A 19,849-nucleotide genomic window follows, 5' to 3' on the forward strand; every position below is an offset into this window, starting at 1 on the left:
TGCTAGAAATGTACCTTTCGCCGCGCCAGTCCGAAATCATCCAGCTCGCCAAGGACAATGGGCGCGTGCTGGTCGACGATCTGGCAACGCATTTCCAGGTCACGCCGCAGACCATCCGCAAGGATCTGAACGATCTTTGCGACCAGCGCCTGCTGAGCCGCATCCATGGCGGGGCGCTGTTTCCCTCCGGTATCGAGAACCTTGAATACGAGGCCCGGCGCAAGATCGCGGCTGACGAAAAGGACGCGATCGGCCAGGCGGCGGCACGCATCATCCCAGACAATGCGTCTCTGTTCGTCAATATCGGCACGACGACGGAAGCCGTTGGCAAGGCGCTGCTAGACCATAAGGGACTGATGGTCATCACCAATAACATCAATGTTGCCAACAGGATGCGGGTTTATCCTGATATGGAAGTGGTGATCGCGGGCGGGGTGGTGCGCGGTTCGGACGGTGGCATCGTCGGCGAAGCGGCGGTCGATTTCATCCGCCAGTTCAAGGTCGACTATGCGGTGATCGGCGCGTCGGCGATCGACCATGACGGCGCGCTGCTCGATTTCGATTTTCGCGAAGTGAAGGTGGCGCAGGCGATCATCGCCAATGCGCGCCATGTCATTTTGGTTTCGGACCGGACCAAGTTCGAGCGCACCGCACCAGTTCGTATCGCCCATCTGTCGCAGATGGACACCTTCATCACTGACCATTGCGACATTCCGAGCATCCGCAAGATCTGCGCGGAATCGGACGTCCATCTCGTCGAAACGAAAAGACCCGCGTCGGAGTGAACGCGGGTCTGATGGAGCCGCAAGCCCTTGCCTAGAGCATCGGACTTTCATGTGAGTCCATATCCTGCTGCGGCGAAGTAGTTTCTGCATTCTGTTGGGGAGAAGAGATTGCAGATATCGCCGATGGCCTGCCACAGGGCGTCGATGGTTCTGATGGCCTTAGCGCGCAGATGCGCCTTGAGCTTGGCGAAGGCCATTTCGATCGGATTGAGATCTGGGCTGTAAGGCGGCAGGAAGAGCAGCCATGCACCTCTGGCCCGGATCGCTGCCTCGGCGGCCGGGCTCTTGTGGGCAGCGAGATTGTCTAAGATGACCACGTCGCCCTTTGCCAGCGTGGGAGCGAGCTGCGTTTCGATGTARGTTTCGAAGATGCGCCGGTTCATCGGCGTGTCGATGACGAAAGGGGCAGTGAGCCCGTGACAGCGCAGCCCGGCGATGAAGGTCTGCGTCTTCCAATGTCCGAACGGTGCCTTTGAACGCAGTCGTTGGCCCTTCAGGCAGCGGCCGCGAAGGCGTGTCATCTTGGTCGTGGTTCCGGTTTCGTCGATGAACACCAGCCGGTGTGGCTCAAGCCGCATCCGCGGCTGACGCCTGGCCTGCCACTGCTGCCGCGCCTTGGAGATGTCGGGACGATCTTGCTCGCTGGCCAACAGCGTTTTTTTTGAAGCGATAGCCGTTCCTRATMAGCCAGCGCGAGATCGAGGCCGGAGCGACCTGGACGTCGGCAGCAGCGGCCAGTTCGGTGGCAAGCTCCGGCATGGTGATGTCATCCTTCGCGGCCACCYGGCCAAGCAGGAACGCACGATGCGGGTCGAGYTTGGAATGGCGGCGACCACCGCTGGCCTTGGGCGCCAAGCTCTYGGTCTTTCGATAGTTCCTCATCAGGATCACGACGAACGAAACCGACACCCCAAAATGTGCCGCCGCCGCATGCCGTGAGTGGCCAGCCTCGACAAACCGCACAACACGTTCACGCAAATCGAGCGAATAGGGCTTGGGCATGGCAAATCACCTCCGCACGGAAGTGAATCATGAACCCCACCTCACSGGAATCCCTCTCGATTCAATCTGAAAGTCCGATGCTCTAGACGCGCCAGCAAGCCTACGATGACGCGCATTGTTGGCGCCCCCTCACCGCCTCGCTGCGCGAGTGGTACCTCTCCCCCACTTTCGTGGGGGGCGAGGAACGGCGGAAGCGTCGCGATCCTTCCCACCCCCCTCTGCCCTGCCGGGCATCTCCCCCTCAGGTGGGGAGATCAGCAGCTTCGGCGTCGCGCCCAACCGTCTGCCGGAGTGAAGAAAGCGGCAGCGCTAAGCCCTTCGCTATGGCTCAGGGCCTTGAGTCGCTCGAAAAGCCCATTTGGGGGCTTTTCGTTCGCTAACGCGAACCGCCCCTCAAGTCCCCGCGTTATACGCAGCAATCGCCGCCATGTTGACGATATCGCTGTCCTTGGCGTTGAGCGAGACGATCTGCACCGGCTTGTTGAGRCCGACCAGAAGCGGGCCGATGACGGTGGAGCCGCCGAGTTCCTGCAGCATCTTGGTCGAGATGGCGGCGGAGTGGAATGCCGGCATGACCAGGACGTTGGCAGCGCCCGAGAGGCGGCAGAAGGGGTATTGCTGCTGCATCAGGCGGTGGTTGAGGGCGACGTCGGCGGCCATTTCGCCGTCATATTCGAAATCGACGCGGCGCTTGTCGAGGATCTTGACCGCTTCCTGGACACGCTCGGAACGCTCGCCGGGCGGGTTGCCGAAGGTCGAGTAGGCAAGCAGGGCCACGCGCGGCTCGTAGCCCATCTTGCGGGCAAAGTGGGCTGCCTCCTCGGCGATGTCGGCGATCTGCTCGGCGTTGGGCATGTCGTGGACGGCGGTGTCGGCGACAATGACGGTGCGGCCGCGCGCCAGCACGATCGACACGCCGATGACGCGGTGGCCGGGTTTTTCGTCGATGACGCGGCGGACGTCGTCGAGCACTGTCGAGTAGTTGCGGGTGACGCCCGTGACCACGCCGTCGGCATCGCCAAGGGCGACCATGCAGGCGGCGAAGTGGTTGCGGTCGTTGTTGATCAGGCGCTGGCAGTCGCGCAGCAGGTAGCCCTTGCGCTGCATGCGCTCGTAGAGGAAGTCGGCGTAGATGGCGTTGCGGCGCGACAGGCGCGCATTGATGATCTCGAGGCCCGGCTTGTTGAGGTCGATGCCGGCATGCCGGGCGTTTTCCTTGATGACGTCGTCGCGGCCGAGAAGAATGGCGGTGCCGAGCTTCTGGTTGACGTAGGAAACGGCGGCGCGCATCACCTGCTCCTCCTCGCCCTCGGCGAAGACGATGCGCTTGGGCTGGCGCCGGACGCGGTCGTAGATGCGCTGCAAGGTCGACGCGATCGGGTCGCGGCGGGCGGAGAGCTCGTTGGCGTATTTGTCGAGATCGAGGATCGGCCGGCCGGCGACGCCCGATTCCATGGCAGCCTTTGCGACCGCGATCGGGATCGCCGAGATCAGGCGCGGGTCGAACGGCACCGGGATGATGTAGTTGGGGCCGAATTTCGGCCGGTTGCCCTGATAGGCGGCGGCGACGTCGTCGGGCACGTCCTGGCGGGCGAGATCGGCGAGCGCCTGGGCGGCGGCGACCTTCATGGCGTCGTTGATGGTTGTCGCGCGGACATCGAGCGCGCCGCGGAAGATGTAGGGGAAGCCGAGCACGTTGTTGACCTGGTTCGGATAGTCCGAACGGCCGGTCGCCATGATGGCGTCGGTGCGGATCTCGGCGACCTCCTCGGGCGTGATCTCCGGATCGGGATTGGCCATGGCGAAGATGATCGGGTTCTTGGCCATGGACTGGATCATGGCGGGCGTCAGCGCGCCCTTGGCGGAGAGGCCGAAGACGATGTCGGCGCCGTCCATGGCGTCGGCAAGCGTGCGCGCCTCGGTCTTGACGGCGTGCGCCGACTTCCACTGGTTCATGCCTTCGGTGCGGCCCTGGTAGAYCACGCCCTTGGTGTCGCACAAGATGACGTTGTCGGGGGTGAAGCCCATCGACTTGATGAGCTCGATGCAGGCGATGCCGGCGGAACCGGCACCATTGCAGACGAGCTTGGCCGTCTTCATGTCGCGGCCGGTGATTTCAAGCGCGTTGATGAGGCCAGCGGCGGCGATGATGGCGGTGCCGTGCTGGTCGTCGTGGAAAACCGGGATGTCCATCAGCTCGCGCAGGCGCTGCTCGATGATGAAGCACTCGGGCGCCTTGATGTCTTCGAGGTTGATGCCGCCGAAGGAGGGGCCGAGGTAACGCACGCAGTTGATGAATTCCTCGGCGTCTTCGGTGTCGACCTCGAGGTCGATGGAATCAACGTCGGCGAAGCGCTTGAACAGCACCGCCTTGCCTTCCATGACCGGCTTGGAGGCGAGCGCGCCGAGATTGCCGAGCCCCAGGATCGCGGTGCCGTTGGAGATGACGGCGACCATGTTGCCCCTGGCGGTGTAGTCGTAGGCGCGGGAAGGATCCTCGGCGATGGCTTTGACGGGAACCGCGACCCCGGGCGAATAGGCGAGGCTGAGGTCGCGCTGGGTGGCCATCGGCTTGGTCGGCACGATCTCCAGCTTGCCCGGGCGGCCCATGGCGTGGAATTCGAGCGCCTCCTCGGCAGAAACGGAGGGGCCGGAATTGTCGGTTTTCTTGTTCGAGGCCATGGTGCGAAGCGATCCTACCCTTGAAATATTCTTTTTGTGGAGCGTTTTGGATTAAGGCTACACATCGGCGCTGTAAACCGCCAAGCAGAATAGCAGAATTCCTTTTTTGAAAGCTCAGGCGTGAACGATCGACCGACAATATCAGCGGAAACGCCGGTGCACGCCGCGCCGACGCCGATGATGGAGCAGTATATCGAGATCAAGGCGGCGAATCCGGACTCGCTGCTGTTTTACCGCATGGGCGATTTCTACGAGCTGTTCTTCGACGACGCCGAGAAGGCGTCGCGCGCGCTCGGCATCGTTTTGACCAAGCGCGGCAAGCATCAGGGCCAGGACATCCCGATGTGCGGGGTGCCGATCCATGCGGCCGACGACTATCTGCAAAAGCTGATCGGCCAGGGTTTTCGCGTTGCCGTGTGCGAGCAGATCGAGGACCCGGCGGAAGCCAAGAAGCGCGGCTCGAAATCGGTGGTCAAGCGCGACGTGGTGCGTCTCGTCACGCCGGGCACGATCACCGAAGACAAGCTGCTTGCGCCGCAGGAATCGAGCTTCCTGATGGCGCTGGGGCGGGTCAAGGGGGCGGGCGAAGCGAGCCTCGCGCTCGCCTGGATCGAGATCTCGACGGGTGTGTTTCGCGTTTCGGAGACGACGCCCGACAGGCTCGCCGCCGACATCTTCCGCATCGACCCGCGCGAGCTGATCGTCGCCGAGCCCGCGTTCCATGACGAGGAGCTCAAGCCGACGTTCGACCTGATCGGGCGCATCGTCAACCCGCAGCCGCCTTCCCTGTTCGACTCGACATCGGCGCCGGGACGCATCGCGCGCTTCTACGAGGTGGCGACGCCGGACAGCTTTGGCGCTTTCTCCCGCGCCGAACTTTCGGCGATTTCGGGCGCGATCGCTTATGTCGAAAAGACCCAGAAGGCCGAGCGCCCGCCGCTGGCCCATCCCGAGCGCGAGCAGGAAGGCTCGACGCTGTTCATCGATCCAGCGACGCGGGCCAATCTCGAATTGCTGCGCACGCTTTCGGGCGGCCGCGACGGCTCGCTGTTCCGCGCCATCGACCGCACGGTGACTGGTGGCGGCGCGCGACTGCTCGCCGACCGGCTGATGTCGCCGCTGACCGATCCGGAGGCGATCACCGGCAGGCTCGATGCGGTGTCGTTCTTCCTTTCGGAGACGAGATTGACCGAGGCGCTTCGTTTGAGCCTCAAGGGCGTCGCCGACATGCCGCGCGCGCTGTCGCGCCTCGCGCTCAACCGTGGCGGCCCGCGCGATCTGGGTGCCCTGCGCTCGGGCTTTTCGGCCGCGCGCACCATTGCCGGGTTGTTTGGGACCGCGCCGCTGCCGGTGGATCTGCAAAGGGCAATGGCAGCGATTTCAGCGCTGCCGGCCGACTTCGCCGACCACATCGATGCGGCACTTGGCGAGGAGCTGCCGCTGCTCAAGCGCGACGGCGGCTTTGTCCGCGCGAGCTATCACGCCGAGCTCGACGAGATGCGGGCGCTGCGCGACCAGTCGAGGCGGGTGATCGCCGGCATGGAGCGCGACCTGATCGAGGAGACCGGGATAAGGTCGCTGAAGATCCGCCACAACAACGTGCTCGGCTATTACATCGAGGTGACGGCCAACAACCAGGCGGTACTCAACGGAACCGACGAGGCCAAGGCGCGCTTCATCCACCGCCAGACCATGGCGAGCGCGATGCGCTTCACCACCACCGAACTCGCCGGCCTCGAGACCAAGATCGCCAACGCCGCCGATCGGGCGCTGACCATAGAGCTTGCCGCCTTCGACGCGCTGGTGGCGGAGGCAGTAACGAATGCCGACGCGATTCGTGCCGGGGCCAATGCGTTGTCGGTGCTCGATGTGTCGTCGGCGCTTGCCGTGCTGGCAGCTTCCGAAGCCTGGTGCCGGCCGCAGGTCGACCTGAGCCTCGCCTTCGAGGTCACCGGCGGACGCCATCCCGTCGTCGAACAGTCGCTCAGGCGAACGGCATCTGCGCCCTTCGTTGCCAATGACTGTGACCTGTCGCCGGCCGAGAATGGCCGCAACGGCGCGATCTGGCTGCTGACCGGCCCGAACATGGGGGGTAAGTCGACCTTCCTGCGCCAGAACGCGCTGATTGCCATCCTTGCCCAGATGGGTTCGTTCGTGCCGGCGGAAAGTGCGCATGTCGGCGTCGTCGACCGGCTGTTTTCGCGTGTCGGCGCCTCCGACGATCTGGCGCGGGGGCGCTCGACCTTCATGGTCGAGATGGTCGAGACGGCCGCCATCCTCAACCAGGCGAGCGAACGCTCGCTGGTCATCCTCGACGAGATCGGTCGCGGCACCGCAACCTTCGACGGCCTGTCGATCGCCTGGGCGGCGGTCGAATATCTGCACGAAAAGAACCGCTGCCGCGCGGTTTTCGCCACCCATTTCCATGAGCTGACGGCACTCTCGGGCAAACTCGAACGCCTGCACAATGTGACGATGCGGGTGAAGGAATGGGAAGGCGAAGTGGTGTTCCTGCACGAGGTCGGCAAGGGCGCCGCCGACCGCTCCTACGGCGTGCAGGTGGCCCGTCTCGCCGGCTTGCCCGACGCCGTCGTGGCACGTGCCAAGGAAGTGCTGCACCAGCTTGAAGAGGGCGAAACCTCGGGGAAAGCCAACCGGCTTGTCGACGACCTGCCGCTGTTTTCGGTTGCCGTGAAACGCGAAGCGGCTAAACCCGTCGCCAACGACGCGCTGACCAAGGCGCTGGAAGGGCTGAGCCCCGACGAGATGACGCCGCGCGAGGCACTCGACGCACTTTACAAGCTCAAGGGGCTTTCGGGCCGCTGACCGGCAAACCAGCCGCCGGAGCGGCTGGTTGTTTCGACCAAGACCTGACGATTGCAATGAACCGCTGGCGTCGAGTCCGTTGCTCCGCCCTGGCCCGTGCTAGAAATGCATCGTCAGGCCGAAGATCGGGCCTTGCTGGACGACGTCGAAGACAAAGCCGTCGTTTTCGTAATTGACGCCAAGCGCCCGATACCCCGCGATGGCGGAGAAGCGATCGTTGAAACGATAGCCAAGGGCTGCGGCAACATCCCAGTCGAGGTCCGCGCCGCCGGCTCCGACCAATCCCCATCCCGTAAAGAAGACCTTTGATGTGAAGGAGTAGTCGCCGCGGACGCCGACAAGGCCATCGACCCAGGTCGCGCCGTCGCTTCTCGACCTGCCGCCCAGAATGCCGCCACTGAAAGAAATCTCGGTATCGACCGACCAGACCCGCATGCCGCCGACGATATCGAACCGCCCGGCGTCGCTTTCGAAGACGGAGTAGCCCGCGCCAAGAAAGCCGGCAAAAGTCGTTGATGTCAGATCCACACTGTCCGCAAGGCGTTCTCGCGGAGTGCCGCGGCCGGACGATATCTTCGAATAGATGAGATCGCCAAAGATGCTGAAGGGCCCATTCCGCGCTTCCGCGATCGCCATCGCGGCAAAGTCGAGTTCATCGAGGATATCGCCAAAACTCGCATTGATATGGACTTCAGGCGAGCCAAACTGCGCCGTGTCACCTGAGAGCCCGGCCGCCCAGAAATAAGGCGTAACCGAAAACGTCCACCCCTGCTCGACGATCGGCGTCGCTACCGGACTAACCGGGGAAACAATGTCGGCAGCGACTGCGGGAACGGTGAGAAGGCCACCGAAAACGAGGGTCCAGACAAAACCAGCTTTCATTCCCATCCTCCGGAACGAGCGTTAATGTAATTGGCAACCGTTCCGAAGGGCAGAACCGGTCTTTGGCACGCGGCACCTACTGCTACGATGGTGTCCCCCTGTCCTGCGTTCAGCCTGCACTCTGCCGAACGAAGCACTCCGGGAGATTACACATAGACAGCCGCGTCGTGCGAGAGGGGCACACCCGAATTGCAAGAAGTGATGCTAAATTGCCTCACGCCTGCGCCGAACGTAAACGCCTTCCCAATCGCTCAAAATTGGCGTCTTAGGATGCCTAAAAAATCGCCAAATCATCAGCAAGTCTGGAAGACCCTCGTCCTCGGATGAGGTCACACGACAGGTGACGCCAGTCAAATAGGCCGACGTGGTGATGGTAGGCGAGCGACTTCTGCTTGGAACCATATGATGGCACCTTGCAGACGCACGCGCACTGCGCGAAAATGCAAGTATTAAGCAATGCTGTTCTGGAGGTCGATATGGGAAAACTTTTCGTTGGTGCGGCTGTTTTCTTCACAACTGCCTCAATTGCCTGGGAAGCCAGTGCATCGATCCCAATGGTGAACGCCACCTGCCCGGGCAAGATCGAAGTACACGCCGACAAGGGTGGTCCGATCTACATCAATGGCAAGGAAGGCAAGCTGAAGAAATTCAACAACAACTACTACGAGGCCAAGGGCAGCGGGGTGACGATCTCGCTCAGCATCAACCCGGATGGCTCGGCTGCCGTATCCTATACGGGCAAGGGTGGCGCGAACGGCATCTGCACGGTCAAGGAACACTGAGACACCGCTCGCAGCGCTGCCAGCTGTAACTCAGATCATTTCCAGCGGGCCCTTGCGGGCCGGCGGCGGAAAGAGGCGGTCGAGCTCAGCGAGATCATCAGCAGCAAGGCTGATGTCGCGCGCGGCAGCGTTCTGCCTGACATGATCGAGCCTGGTTGCCTTGGGGATGGCGATGACACCAGACTGCGCCATGACCCAGGCAAGGGCGATCTGCGCCGCAGTGGCATCGTGGCGGGAGGCGATGGCGGCAAGGCCCTTGTTGTTGGCCAATGCGCCCTGTTCGACAGGCGAATAGGCCATGATTGGCACGCCGCCTTCGCGGCACAACGGCATGAGGTCGTACTCGATGCCACGACGCGTCAGATTGTAGAGCACCTGATTGGTCTGGGCGTTCTGGCCCGCATGCAGGCGGCCGATTTCCTCCATGTCGTCGGTATCGAAATTGCTGACGCCCCAGTGGCGGATCTTGCCTGACTGGCGCAGTTCCTCGAACACGGCGATGGTTTCCGACAACGGCACGCCGCCGCGCCAGTGCAGCAGATAGAGGTCGATGCGGTCGGTGTGCAGGCGCTTGAGGCTTGCCTCGCAAGCCCTGACGACGCCGTTACGCGACGCGTTGGACGGCAGCACCTTGGAAACGAGGAAAACCTCGTCTCGACGCCCGGCGATGGCCTCCCCCACCACCTTTTCGGCGCCGCCGCTACCATACATCTCGGCGGTGTCGATCAGCGTCACGCCCAGATCGAGCCCGAGCCTCAGTGCCGCAACCTCGTCGGCTGTGCTGCCTCGCCCATCATCCAGGTGCCCTGGCCGAGCACGGGAACGACCTCGCCGGAAGGAAGTGTCGTTGTTCTGGGAGTCGACGGCATGGCGGGGCTCCGATCCGGTTTGAGCCGTTATCTCACTTCGCCGGGTTCGCGGCCAGCCAGGCTTGCATCTGCTTGATCGCGGCCCCCGGTGGCAGTGCTGTTGGCGACAGGTGCCGCCATATGCGCTGCGATCGGTGGTTTAGGCCGGTGCAGTTTCGAGCAGCACCGCTACCAGCATGCCGGCCGCCATCAGGCCGAGCACAATCTTCCTCATCCAGTTCATCCAAAAGTCCTTTTTCGGTGCCGGGCTTCAGAGCTTTAAGGCCCTGAGCCGCAGCGCGTTGGCAATCACCGACACCGACGACAGACTCATCGCGGCGGCGGCAATCATCGGCGACAGAAGCGTGCCGAGCACCGGATATAGGACGCCGGCGGCCACAGGAACACCCAGGACGTTGTAGATGAAGGCGAAGAACAGGTTCTGCTTGATGTTGCCGATGGTCGCCTGAGCCAGCTTGCGGGCGCGGACAATGCCGCCCAAATCGCCCTTGAGCAGCGTGATGCCGGCACTTTCCATCGCCACGTCAGCACCTGTGCCCATGGCGATGCCGACATCGGCAGCGGCAAGTGCTGGTGCGTCGTTGACGCCGTCGCCGGCCATGGCGACGCCCTCGCCCTTGGCACGCAGCTCGTCGACCAGCGCCTTCTTGCTCTCCGGCAACATATCGGCGCGGACCTCGTCGATGCCGAGCTTCTGGGCCACCGCCTTGGCGGTGCGCTCGTTGTCGCCGGTCGCCATGATGATCCTAAGGCCGAGACCGTGCAGGGTGCGGATCGCCTCGGCAGCCGTTGCCTTGATCGGATCGGCGACAGCAACGATGCCGGCCGGCTTGCCATCAACGGCGACAAACATCGCGGTCTTGCCATCGCCGCGCAGGGCATCGGCGCTGGCTGCAAGCTCCGCCGTGTCTAGGCCGAGATCGGCCATCATCGCGGCATTGCCGAGCGCGACCTTGCGACCGGAGACGGTGCCTGACACACCCTTGCCGGTGATGGATTCAAAGTCCTTTGCGTCAGGCACGGTCACGCCGCGCCTGGCCGCTCCCTCGACGATGGCTTCGGCGAGGGGGTGCTCGGAGCCCTTTTCGAGGCCAGCGGCGAGCGACAGCAGTTCATCCTCCGCGATGCCCTTGGCGGCGACCACGTCGGTCAACTGAGGCCGGCCCTCGGTCAGCGTGCCGGTCTTGTCGACAATGAGGGTGGTGACCTTGGAGAAACGCTCCAGAGCCTCGGCATCCTTGATCAGCACGCCGGCCTGGGCGCCACGCCCGGTGGCGGTCATCACCGACATCGGGGTGGCAAGGCCAAGCGCACAGGGACAGGCGATGATCAGCACCGACACGGCAGAGACGATAGCGAAAACCATGCTCGGCTCGGGGCCGAACATCGCCCAGACGATGAACGAAACGATAGCGATCAGCACCACCGTCGGCACGAAATAGAAAGAGACGCGGTCGGCGAGGCCCTGGATCGGCGCGCGGCTGCGCTGGGCCTTGGCGACCATCTCGACGATCTGCGACAGCACCGTGTCGGCGCCGACCTTGTCGGCGCGCATGATCAGCGAACCGTTCTTGTTGAGCGTGCCGCCGGTCAGCCTTTCGCCTTCGACCTTTTCGACCGGGACCGGTTCGCCCGATATCATCGATTCGTTGACCGAAGATCGGCCTTCGAGAACGATGCCGTCGACGGGGATCGCATCGCCGGGGCGGATGCGCAGGCGATCGCCGCTGACGACTTCTTCCAGCGGCACTTCGCTTTCAGAACCGTCATCGGCGATACGCCGCGCCGTCTTGGGAGCGAGATCGAGCAGAGCGCGGATGGCCGAACCGGTGCGCTCGCGGGCGCGCAACTCCAGAACCTGGCCGAGGAAGACCAATGCGATGATGACTGCCGCCGCCTCGAAATAGACCGGCACCGAGCCGCCATGGCCGCGGAACTGATGCGGGAACAGATCGGGGAAGAGCGTGGCGACAACGCTGTAGATGTAGGCAGCGCCGACACCGAGCGAGATCAGCGTCCACATGTTGGGACTGCGGTTGAGAACCGAGTCCCAACCGCGATGAAAGAAGGGCAGCGCCGCCCACAGCACCACAGGTGTTGCGAGCACAAGTTCGAGCCAGGCGGCAGTTCTCTCGCCGATCCAGTCGCGAACCGGCAGGCCGAGCATCGGCCCCATGGCGATAATCAAGAGCGGGATCGACATGACCGCGCTGACCCAGAAGCGGCGGGTGAAATCGACGAGTTCGGGGCTTGGGCCCTCGTCGCCGGTCGGCATGACAGGTTCCAGCGCCATGCCGCAGATCGGGCACGAGCCGGGTTTGTCGCGGATGATCTCGGGATGCATCGGGCAGGTGTATTGCGCGGCTTTGGGCGCGGGTGCCACGGCCGGCTTGCCGCTCAGATACTTGGCCGGCTCGGCAGTGAATTTGCCCTCGCAGTTCGAGGAGCAGAAATAGTAGCCTGCGCCCTCGTGCTTGAGGAAATGTCTGGCGCTGTCGCGGGCGACGTCCATGCCGCAGACCGGATCGGCGGCGCTGATGTATTTTTCCGGCTCCTTGGCGAATTTGTCGCGGCAAGACGCGCTGCAGAAATGAAACAGATGGCCCTTATGTTCGAGCGTCGGCTTGCCGGCGGCCGGGTCGACGATCATGCCGCAAACAGGATCGCGAACGACTGTTTCCGCCGTGGCGGACGTCTTTGCCGGGTGATGATGGTGGGCGTGCTCATCGTTCATTGGTAAAATTCCACGCTGCTCGGACGAATCAGAATACAGGTTCCAGTACGTGGAAGGTCAATGCGAACCGCCTCCGGCAGATGCAGCACTTCTCAGCGCCATACCCATGGCAAAAAATTCGCGCTATAGACGCCGCCACAAGGGCAAGGCCAGCCGAGGCAGATGACGAAAATCCCGCTCAAGCTCGAACAGCTGATCGACGCTGACGAACTGCGCCGCCATCTGACGGCGTTGACCAGCGCCACGGGTGGCGACGGCGCCGATCCGGCCCTTCGCGCCAAGGCCTTGCTGCTGTTCAAGGAAAAGATCGCCGCAGGCAAGAACGTCGCCGAAAAGATGCTGATGGACGACAGCAGCGGCACCGCCTGCGCGACGCGCATCTCGCACCTGATGGATGAGATCATCCGCGTCCTCTACGATTTCGCCGTCACCCATGTTTACCGGGCCAAGAACCCGTCTTCGGCCGAACGCATGGCGGTGGTGGCCGTCGGCGGCTATGGCCGTGGCACGCTTGCGCCGGGGTCCGACATCGACCTGCTGTTTTTGCTGCCCTACAAGCAGACGCCGTGGGGCGAGCAGATCGTCGAATACATGCTCTACATGCTGTGGGACATGGGGCTGAAGGTCGGCCACGCCACCCGCAATATCGACGAGTGCCTCAGGCTTGCGCGCGGCGACATCACCATCCGCACGGCGATCCTCGAGGCGCGTTTCCTTTGGGGCGAAGAACCGCTCTGCAACGAGCTGATCGAGCGCTTCGACCGTGAGCTGGTGAAGGATACCGGTGCCGAATTTGTCCAGGCCAAGCTCGCCGAGCGCGACGCCCGCCACGCCAAGGCAGGCGAGAGCCGCTACCTTGTCGAGCCGAACATCAAGGACGGCAAGGGCGGCCTGCGCGACCTGCACACGCTGTTTTGGATCGGCAAATATTACTACCGCGTGCGCACCGGCGCCGAGCTGATCGACAAGGGCGTGTTTACCGAAGGCGAATATGGCCAGTTCGTCGAGGCCGAGGATTTCTTGTGGGCGGTGCGCTGCCACATGCATTTTTTGACCGGCAAGCCGGAAGAGCGGCTGCATTTCGACATCCAGCGCGAGATCGCCGAGCGGCTGGGCTACACCAACCAGCCGGGGCTCTCGGCGGTCGAACGTTTCATGAAGGACTACTTCCTCGTCGCCAAGGAAGTCGGCGACCTGACTCGCATCTTCTGCGCCGCGCTCGAAGAAGAGCAGGTCAAGGACGTGCCCGGCTTCAACCGGTTCCTGCAGGGCTTTTCACGGCGCCGGCGCAAGCTTGCCGGCACCAGCGACTTCATCATCGACAACCATCGCATCACCGTCGCCGACGACAAGGTGTTCGAACGCGATCCGGTCAACATGGTGCGTTTCTTCTGGTTCGCCGACAGGCACGGGCTGGAGCTGCATCCCAACGCACTGAAGCTTCTGACCCGCTCGCTCGGGCTTGTCGATCGCGGCCTCAGGCGCAATGCCGAGGCCAACCGGCTGTTCCTCGACGTGCTGACCTCGGATCGCAACCCCGAGCTCAACCTCAGGYGGATGAACGAAGCGGGGCTGCTTGGGCGGCTGATCCCCGATTTCGGCAAGATCGTCGCGATGATGCAGTTTTCGATGTACCACCACTATACGGTGGACGAGCATCTGCTGCGCTGCATCGGCGTCTTGTCGGAGATCGAGCATGGCGACGGCGCCAAGATCCACCCGCTCAGCCACTCGCTGATCGGCGGCATCAAGAAGCAGCGCGAGGCGCTTTATGTCGCGGTGCTTTTGCACGACATCGCCAAGGGCCGGCCGGAGGACCATTCCGAAGCCGGCGCCAAGATCGCGCGGCGGGTCTGCCCGCATATGGGCCTGTCACCCACCGATACCGAGACGGTTGCCTGGCTGGTCGAGAACCATCTGGTCATGTCGATGACGGCGCAGACGCGCGACCTCAATGACCGCAAGACGATCGACGATTTCGCAACCGTGGTGCAATCGGTCGAGCGGCTAAAATTGCTGCTGATCCTGACCGTGTGCGACATTCGCGGCGTTGGTCCCGGCGTGTGGAACGGCTGGAAGGGCCAGCTTTTGCGCACGCTCTATTACGAAACCGAGCTTTTTCTGACCGGCGGCTTTTCCGAATTGTCGCGGGCCGAGCGCACGGCTGCGGCGCGCGAGACGTTGGCGACAGCACTTGCCGACTGGCCCGACGAGCTGCGCCAGAAATACGTCAAGCTGCACTATGACGCCTATCTGCTGACTGTCGATTTCGAAGACCAGAAACGCCACGCCGAATTCATCCGCGCCGCCGACGAGGCCGGCAAGCAGCTGTCGACCATGGTGCGGACACGCGAATTCGAAGCGGTGACCGAGATCACCGTGCTGGCGCAGGACCATCCCCGCCTGCTGTCGGTGATCGCGGGTGCCTGTGCTGCCGCTGGCGGCAACATCGTCGACGCGCAGATCTTCACCACCGCCGACGGGCGTGCGCTCGACATCATCCTGATCAGCCGCGAATTCGACCGCGACGAGGACGAGCGCAGGCGCGCCGAGCGTGTTGGCCAGCTGATCGAGGACGTGCTGTCGGGCCGGGCCTGGCTGCCGGAGATGATCGCCAAGCGCGCCAAGCCCAAGCGCGGCCAAAAGACCTTCCGCATCCAGCCGCGCGCCGAGATCCGCAACACCTTGTCGAACCGATTTTCGGTGATCGAGGTCGAGGGTCTCGACCGTCCCGGCTTCCTGTCGGAAATCACCGGCGCGCTGTCGGACCTTTCGCTCGATATCGCCTCGGCGCACATCACCACTTTTGGCGAAAAGGTCATCGACACTTTCTACGTCACCGACCTGACCGGCCAGAAGATCGAAAACCCGACCCGGCTCGAAAACATCCGCACAAGGCTGATCGCCACGCTCGATGGTCCCGCCGAGCGTATCAAGGCCAAGGCGGCAGCAGCCGAATGATGACGGCCATTGTCCCGCCCAAATCCGCAAGGCATCGTCGCACCCCATGTCACTGATCAAGAAATTCGCGACCGTTGCGTCGGGCACGCTGATGAGCCGCGTGCTGGGTTTTGCCCGCGAGATGCTGATGGCGGCAGCGCTCGGCACCGGGCCGGTGGCCGACGCCTTTTATGCCGCGTTCCAGTTTCCCAACACCTTCCGTAGGCTGTTTGCCGAAGGCGCGTTCAACGCGGCCTTCGTGCCTTTGTTCGCCAAGGAGATCGAGGCCAACGGCGTCGAGGGCGCCAAGCGCTTTTCGGAGGAAGTGTTCGGCGTTCTATTCTCGGCACTTCTGGTGCTGACAATCGCCATGGAACTGGCGATGCCGCTGATCGTGCGTTTCATCGTGGCCCCAGGTTTCATCGACAACCCGGAGAAATACGACCTGACGGTTGCACTGGCGACCATCATGTTCCCTTATCTGATCTGCATGTCGCTGGCGGCGATGATGAGCGGCATGCTGAATTCGCTGCGCCGCTATTTCGCGGCGGCGATCGCGCCGGTGTTCCTCAACATCATCCTTGTCGGCGTGCTGGCCAATGCCTGGTATCGCGGCCATGACGGGCTGGCGGTGGGCTATGCGCTTGCCTGGGGCGTGCTGGCGGCCGGGCTCGTGCAACTCGTCATCGTGTGGATCGCCGTGCGCCATGCCGGCATTGCCATCGGCTTCCGCAGGCCCAAGCTGACGCCGAACGTCAAGCGTCTTCTGTGGCTCGCGCTGCCGGCGGCGATCACCGGCGGCATCACCCAGATCAACACGCTGATCGGCACGGCCATCGCCTCGGGTCAGGAAAGTGCCGTGTCCTCGCTCAACCTCGCCGACCGGGTCTACCAGCTGCCGCTGGGCGTTGTCGGCGTGGCTGTCGCCATCGTCTTGTTGCCGGAACTGTCGCGGGCGCTGAAATCGGGCAATCTCATCGAAGCCGCCAATCTGCAGAACCGCTCGGTCGAGTTCACCTTGTTCCTGACGCTGCCGGCGGCGGCAGCACTGCTGGTCATCTCCGAACCGATCGTGCGCGTGCTCTACGAGCGCGGCGCGTTCGCCGCTTCCAACAGCACACCAGTGGTGTCGGCGATCCTTGCCATATTCGGCCTTGGCCTGCCGGCCTTCGTGCTGATCAAGGCGTTCACGCCGGGCTTCTTCGCCCGAGAGGACACGCGCACCCCGATGTATTTCGCTGCCATATCCGTGGCGGTCAATATTTCGGTAGCGCTGACGCTATTCCCCTCCTKGGGCGCGCCCGGCATTGCCGCGGCCTCCGCGGTCGCCGGCTGGGTCAATGCAGCGATGCTGCTGGGAACCTTGATCTGGCGCGGACAGTGGGACCGCGACGCCGCCCTGTTGAAGCGCATCCCGCGCCTCATCATCGCCGCCGCCGTGATGGCCGCAGGCCTGTGGTTCGCCGCCCGCGAGGCCGATCAATGGCTCGGTTCGGCGGCACCTTTCTACACCCAGGCCGCAGCGCTGGCCGTTTTGGTGACCGGTGCGATGATCGTCTATTTCGGCATAGCCTTCGGCATCGGCGGCGCCGACACAGGCATGATCAGGCGCAACATCAGGCGCGGGCGCGAAAGTCCTGCCGCCACGGCTGTCGAGCCTGAGTGAAATTGGTCTTTGCAATCATTGCTGCGGGTTGCCCGCGCCGTACCGGACGCTTGTAGGTCAAGCGGACAGGAAGAAGCGCGTGGCTGGAGAGAGGCTGTAGCTGGCCACCGCTGCAGGATTGCCTGACCGAGGATTTGGAACGAACTGCGGCTGCCTGTTCAGGCGGCACGAGGCGTAATCTTCTCTAGTTCGTCACCGAGCGTGCGCTTGCGTTCAAGCAACTCGAAATCCATCTGGAGGCCGAGAAAGAAGCCCTCGGATACTCCGAAATAGCGAGCAAGCCGCAGGTCCGTGTCTGCTGTAATAGCGCGCCTGCCGAGCACGATCTCATTGATGCGGCGCGGGGCCACACTGATCGCACGCGCCAAGGCGTTCTGACTCAAGCCGAGGGGCGTCATGAACTCGGCGGCCAGAATCTCGCCGGCGTGCGGGTTGTGGAGTTCTTCAGTGATAGTCTGCGATTTCGACATCGGTTGCCGCTCCTTCGGACCAGCGGAAACAGACACGCCACTGGTCGTTGATCCTGATCGAGAATTGCCCTTTTCGGGTTCCCTTCAACGCCTCCAGCCGATTGCCGGGCGGAACCTTCAGGTCGTCAAGCTTGCGCGCACTGTTGAGCATACGCAGTTTGACCAGACATTTGTCCTGAATGTCGGAGGGCAACCTCTGGCTTCGCTGGCCATGCCAAATTCGCTCTGTTTCGGCATCGGCAAAGCTCAATATCATTCGCCTTTATAACGCATAACGTTATACGCATCAACGCCCCCTCTTGATCGGGCCAACGCCATCGTTCATAAGCGCCTCTCGAATTTCGCCGCGCGCGAAACGGCCCTCCACAAGCCACGGGATCAATCATGACCGCCTTCAAACCGCTCATCTTCTCCGGCGTCCAGCCAACCGGAAATCTCCACCTCGGCAACTATCTCGGCGCCATCCGCAAGTTCGTCGCCCTGCAGGAAACCAACGAGTGCATCTATTGCGTCGTTGACCTGCACTCGCTGACCGCCCAGCTCGTCCATGACGATCTTCAGGGACAGACGCGCTCGATCACCGCGGCCTTCCTGGCCGCCGGCATCGATCCCACCAAACACATCGTCTTCAACCAGGCGCGCGTGCTGCAGCATGCCGAGCTGGCATGGATCTTCAATTGCGTGGCGCGCATCGGCTGGATGAACCGGATGACGCAGTTCAAGGACAAGGCCGGCAAGGACCGCGAGAACGCTTCGCTGGGTCTGCTCGCCTATCCGAGCCTGATGGCGGYCGACATCCTTGTCTACCGCGCCACCCAYGTGCCGGTCGGCGACGACCAGAAGCAGCACCTGGAACTGACGCGCGACATCGCCCAGAAGTTCAACAACGATTTTTCCGCCCGTATCGCCGATCTCGGTATCGGCGTGGAGATGCAGGTGGGCGAAGAGACGGTCAACGGCTACTTCCCGATCACCGAGCCGATCATCGGCGGGCCGGCGGCGCGCATCATGTCGCTGCGCGACGGTTCAAAGAAGATGTCGAAGTCGGATCCCTCCGACCTGTCGCGCATCAACCTGACCGACGACGCCGACACGATCTCGAAGAAGATCCGCAAGGCCAAGACCGATCCGGCGCCACTGCCGAGCGAGCTCGAAGGCCTTAAGGAACGTCCCGAGGCGGAAAACCTCGTCGGCATCTATGCCGGCCTGGCCGACATCTCCAAGGAAGAAGTGCTGCGCCAGTTTGCCGGTCAGCAGTTTTCGGTGTTCAAGCCCGCCCTCGCCGACCTCGCGGTCGACAAGCTCGCGCCGATTGCCGGCGAGATGCGCCGCCTGATGGCCGATCCCGGCCATATCGATGCCGTACTGCGTGACGGCGCCGACCGCGCGCGCGTCATCGCCGAACGCACCATGAAGGATGTGCGCAACATCATCGGCCTGCTCGGCGACTGAAAAAGACACCGGCGCAGGCTGCTTGCGGGCAGCTCGCGCCGGTGGCAGATTGCTAGCCAAAATAGCGCGCGGATCAGGGTAGGAAATGGTCTCCAAACGTCTCAGCAAGGAAGCCGGTCACCGGCGCAAGTTCCTGGCGATCATCGACGACACGCCCGAATGCGAACGCGCAGTCGCCTATGCCTCCAAGCGCGCCAAGAGCACAAGCGGCGTCCTGGTTCTGCTTTACGTCATCGAGCCCGACGACTTCCAGCATTGGCTGGGCGTAGAGAAGATCATGCGCGAGGAAGCGACGGCGGCTGCCAACGGAGCGCTCGACACCCATGCGGCAAAAGTGCGCGAGACGCTGGGGATCGAGCCGGAACTGGTGGTGCGCGAAGGCCGCCCCGCAGACGAGATCCACAAGCTGATTGAAGATGACCAGGATATCGCTATCCTGGTGCTGGCGGCCGGTGCTGGCAAGGAAGGCCCTGGGCCATTGGTCGCCTCGATCGCCGGCAAGGGTGCCGCCTTCCCGATCCCGGTGACGGTAGTGCCGCAGAACCTGTCGGACGAAGAGATCGACAGCCTGGCCTGACGAGCAGGCGCAACATATTGGCGCGGAGGCGCGCCAGCGGCTTGAATGTCGGCCGTGTAAAGCCTAATTAGAACTATTCCAAACTGAGAACCCGCGCGCGCGGGCACGGAGACACGGCCATGTTCATCCAGACCGAAGCGACCCCCAATCCGGCGACGCTGAAGTTCCTGCCGGGCAAGGAA

13 protein-coding genes and 2 pseudogenes are annotated in these 19,849 nt (G+C 63.1%); 8 read left to right on the forward strand and 7 right to left on the reverse strand.

Annotation, left to right across the window (positions count from 1 at the left end; translation table 11 throughout):
- The first annotated feature begins 8 nt into the window (after nucleotides 1-8).
- Nucleotides 9-785, forward strand: coding sequence for a DeoR/GlpR family DNA-binding transcription regulator (locus AC1DUU_RS05580; RefSeq protein ID WP_476782438.1), 777 nt, complete (start codon nucleotides 9-11; stop codon nucleotides 783-785).
- A 47-nt stretch (nucleotides 786-832) separates the two neighbouring features.
- Here AC1DUU_RS05580 and AC1DUU_RS05585 read toward each other — a convergent pair.
- Nucleotides 833-1,787 (reverse strand): IS630 family transposase gene (locus AC1DUU_RS05585; RefSeq protein ID WP_476782427.1). Its coding sequence is split into 2 segments (ribosomal slippage): nucleotides 833-1,460 and nucleotides 1,459-1,787, totalling 957 coding nucleotides; the frame shifts between segments, so codons are not numbered across the junction.
- Between the two features lie 393 nt (nucleotides 1,788-2,180).
- Entirely contained in the window at nucleotides 2,181-4,469 is a 2,289-nt protein-coding gene (locus tag AC1DUU_RS05590) for an NADP-dependent malic enzyme (RefSeq protein WP_476782428.1), read from the reverse strand.
- A gap of 177 nt (nucleotides 4,470-4,646) precedes the next feature.
- Between AC1DUU_RS05590 and mutS the strand changes: the two genes are divergently transcribed.
- Nucleotides 4,647-7,295, forward strand: coding sequence for a DNA mismatch repair protein MutS (gene mutS / locus AC1DUU_RS05595; protein ID WP_476782439.1), 2,649 nt, complete (start codon nucleotides 4,647-4,649; stop codon nucleotides 7,293-7,295).
- Between the two features lie 99 nt (nucleotides 7,296-7,394).
- Here the strand turns inward: mutS and AC1DUU_RS05600 are convergent, their stop codons facing one another.
- Nucleotides 7,395-8,177: a hypothetical protein gene (locus tag AC1DUU_RS05600; RefSeq protein WP_476782429.1), complete on the reverse strand. Its 783-nt coding sequence runs from the start codon at nucleotides 8,175-8,177 to the stop codon at nucleotides 7,395-7,397.
- 476 nt (nucleotides 8,178-8,653) lie between these two features.
- Between AC1DUU_RS05600 and AC1DUU_RS05605 the strand changes: the two genes are divergently transcribed.
- Nucleotides 8,654-8,959 (forward strand): hypothetical protein, encoded by a 306-nt coding sequence (locus AC1DUU_RS05605; protein ID WP_476782430.1) that lies wholly within the window; start codon nucleotides 8,654-8,656, stop codon nucleotides 8,957-8,959.
- Nucleotides 8,960-8,989: 30 nt separating this feature from the next.
- On the opposite strand, the pseudogene AC1DUU_RS05610 reads toward AC1DUU_RS05605, so the two are convergent.
- Nucleotides 8,990-9,828: pseudogene (locus tag AC1DUU_RS05610) on the reverse strand (aldo/keto reductase).
- Nucleotides 9,829-10,078: 250 nt separating this feature from the next.
- A complete protein-coding gene (locus AC1DUU_RS05615; RefSeq protein ID WP_476782431.1) occupies nucleotides 10,079-12,562 on the reverse strand; it encodes a heavy metal translocating P-type ATPase in 2,484 nt (827 codons plus the stop codon).
- 162 nt (nucleotides 12,563-12,724) lie between these two features.
- On the opposite strand from AC1DUU_RS05615, the gene AC1DUU_RS05620 reads away from it, so the two are divergent.
- Both AC1DUU_RS05620 and murJ read left to right on the forward strand, forming a co-directional pair.
- The gene (locus tag AC1DUU_RS05620; protein WP_476782432.1) at nucleotides 12,725-15,523 is read left to right on the forward strand and encodes a [protein-PII] uridylyltransferase; all 2,799 of its coding nucleotides are present in this window, start codon (nucleotides 12,725-12,727) and stop codon (nucleotides 15,521-15,523) included.
- A gap of 46 nt (nucleotides 15,524-15,569) precedes the next feature.
- Nucleotides 15,570-17,168, forward strand: coding sequence for a murein biosynthesis integral membrane protein MurJ (gene murJ / locus AC1DUU_RS05625; RefSeq protein ID WP_476782433.1), 1,599 nt, complete (start codon nucleotides 15,570-15,572; stop codon nucleotides 17,166-17,168).
- 158 nt (nucleotides 17,169-17,326) lie between these two features.
- Here murJ and AC1DUU_RS05630 read toward each other — a convergent pair whose 3' ends face one another.
- Entirely contained in the window at nucleotides 17,327-17,638 is a 312-nt protein-coding gene (locus AC1DUU_RS05630; RefSeq protein ID WP_476782434.1) for a HigA family addiction module antitoxin, read from the reverse strand.
- Complete coding sequence (locus AC1DUU_RS05635) at nucleotides 17,613-17,894, reverse strand: type II toxin-antitoxin system RelE/ParE family toxin (RefSeq protein ID WP_476782435.1); 282 nt, start codon at nucleotides 17,892-17,894, stop codon at nucleotides 17,613-17,615. Before AC1DUU_RS05635 ends, AC1DUU_RS05630 begins: the two co-directional genes overlap by 26 nt.
- 128 nt (nucleotides 17,895-18,022) lie before the next feature.
- Between AC1DUU_RS05635 and trpS the strand changes: the two genes are divergently transcribed.
- The 3 genes and pseudogenes from trpS to AC1DUU_RS05650 form a co-directional block, all read left to right on the forward strand.
- The gene (trpS, locus tag AC1DUU_RS05640) at nucleotides 18,023-19,090 is read left to right on the forward strand and encodes a tryptophan--tRNA ligase (protein ID WP_476782436.1); all 1,068 of its coding nucleotides are present in this window, start codon (nucleotides 18,023-18,025) and stop codon (nucleotides 19,088-19,090) included.
- Between the two features lie 85 nt (nucleotides 19,091-19,175).
- Nucleotides 19,176-19,667 carry a universal stress protein gene (locus tag AC1DUU_RS05645; RefSeq protein WP_476782437.1) on the forward strand — a complete coding sequence of 164 codons (492 nt, stop codon included), beginning with the start codon at nucleotides 19,176-19,178 and terminating at the stop codon, nucleotides 19,665-19,667.
- 119 nt (nucleotides 19,668-19,786) lie between these two features.
- Nucleotides 19,787-19,849 (forward strand): annotated as a pseudogene (locus AC1DUU_RS05650) (NifU family protein); the annotation flags it as partial.

Source organism: Aminobacter sp. P4_H6_2 (assembly GCF_056400805.1).

What these genes read in the sequence shown, in the direction of transcription:
- AC1DUU_RS05580 (WP_476782438.1), top strand. Translation starts at nt 9, where the DNA reads ATGTACCTTTCGCCGCGCCAGTCCGAAATCATCCAGCTCGCCAAGGAC.
- AC1DUU_RS05645 (WP_476782437.1), top strand. Translation starts at nt 19,176, where the DNA reads ATGGTCTCCAAACGTCTCAGCAAGGAAGCCGGTCACCGGCGCAAGTTC.
- AC1DUU_RS05630 (WP_476782434.1), bottom strand. Translation starts at nt 17,638, where the DNA reads ATGTCGAAATCGCAGACTATCACTGAAGAACTCCACAACCCGCACGCC.
- AC1DUU_RS05605 (WP_476782430.1), top strand. Translation starts at nt 8,654, where the DNA reads ATGGGAAAACTTTTCGTTGGTGCGGCTGTTTTCTTCACAACTGCCTCA.
- mutS (WP_476782439.1), top strand. Translation starts at nt 4,647, where the DNA reads ATGATGGAGCAGTATATCGAGATCAAGGCGGCGAATCCGGACTCGCTG.
- AC1DUU_RS05600 (WP_476782429.1), bottom strand. Translation starts at nt 8,177, where the DNA reads ATGAAAGCTGGTTTTGTCTGGACCCTCGTTTTCGGTGGCCTTCTCACC.
- AC1DUU_RS05635 (WP_476782435.1), bottom strand. Translation starts at nt 17,894, where the DNA reads ATGATATTGAGCTTTGCCGATGCCGAAACAGAGCGAATTTGGCATGGC.
- AC1DUU_RS05615 (WP_476782431.1), bottom strand. Translation starts at nt 12,562, where the DNA reads ATGAACGATGAGCACGCCCACCATCATCACCCGGCAAAGACGTCCGCC.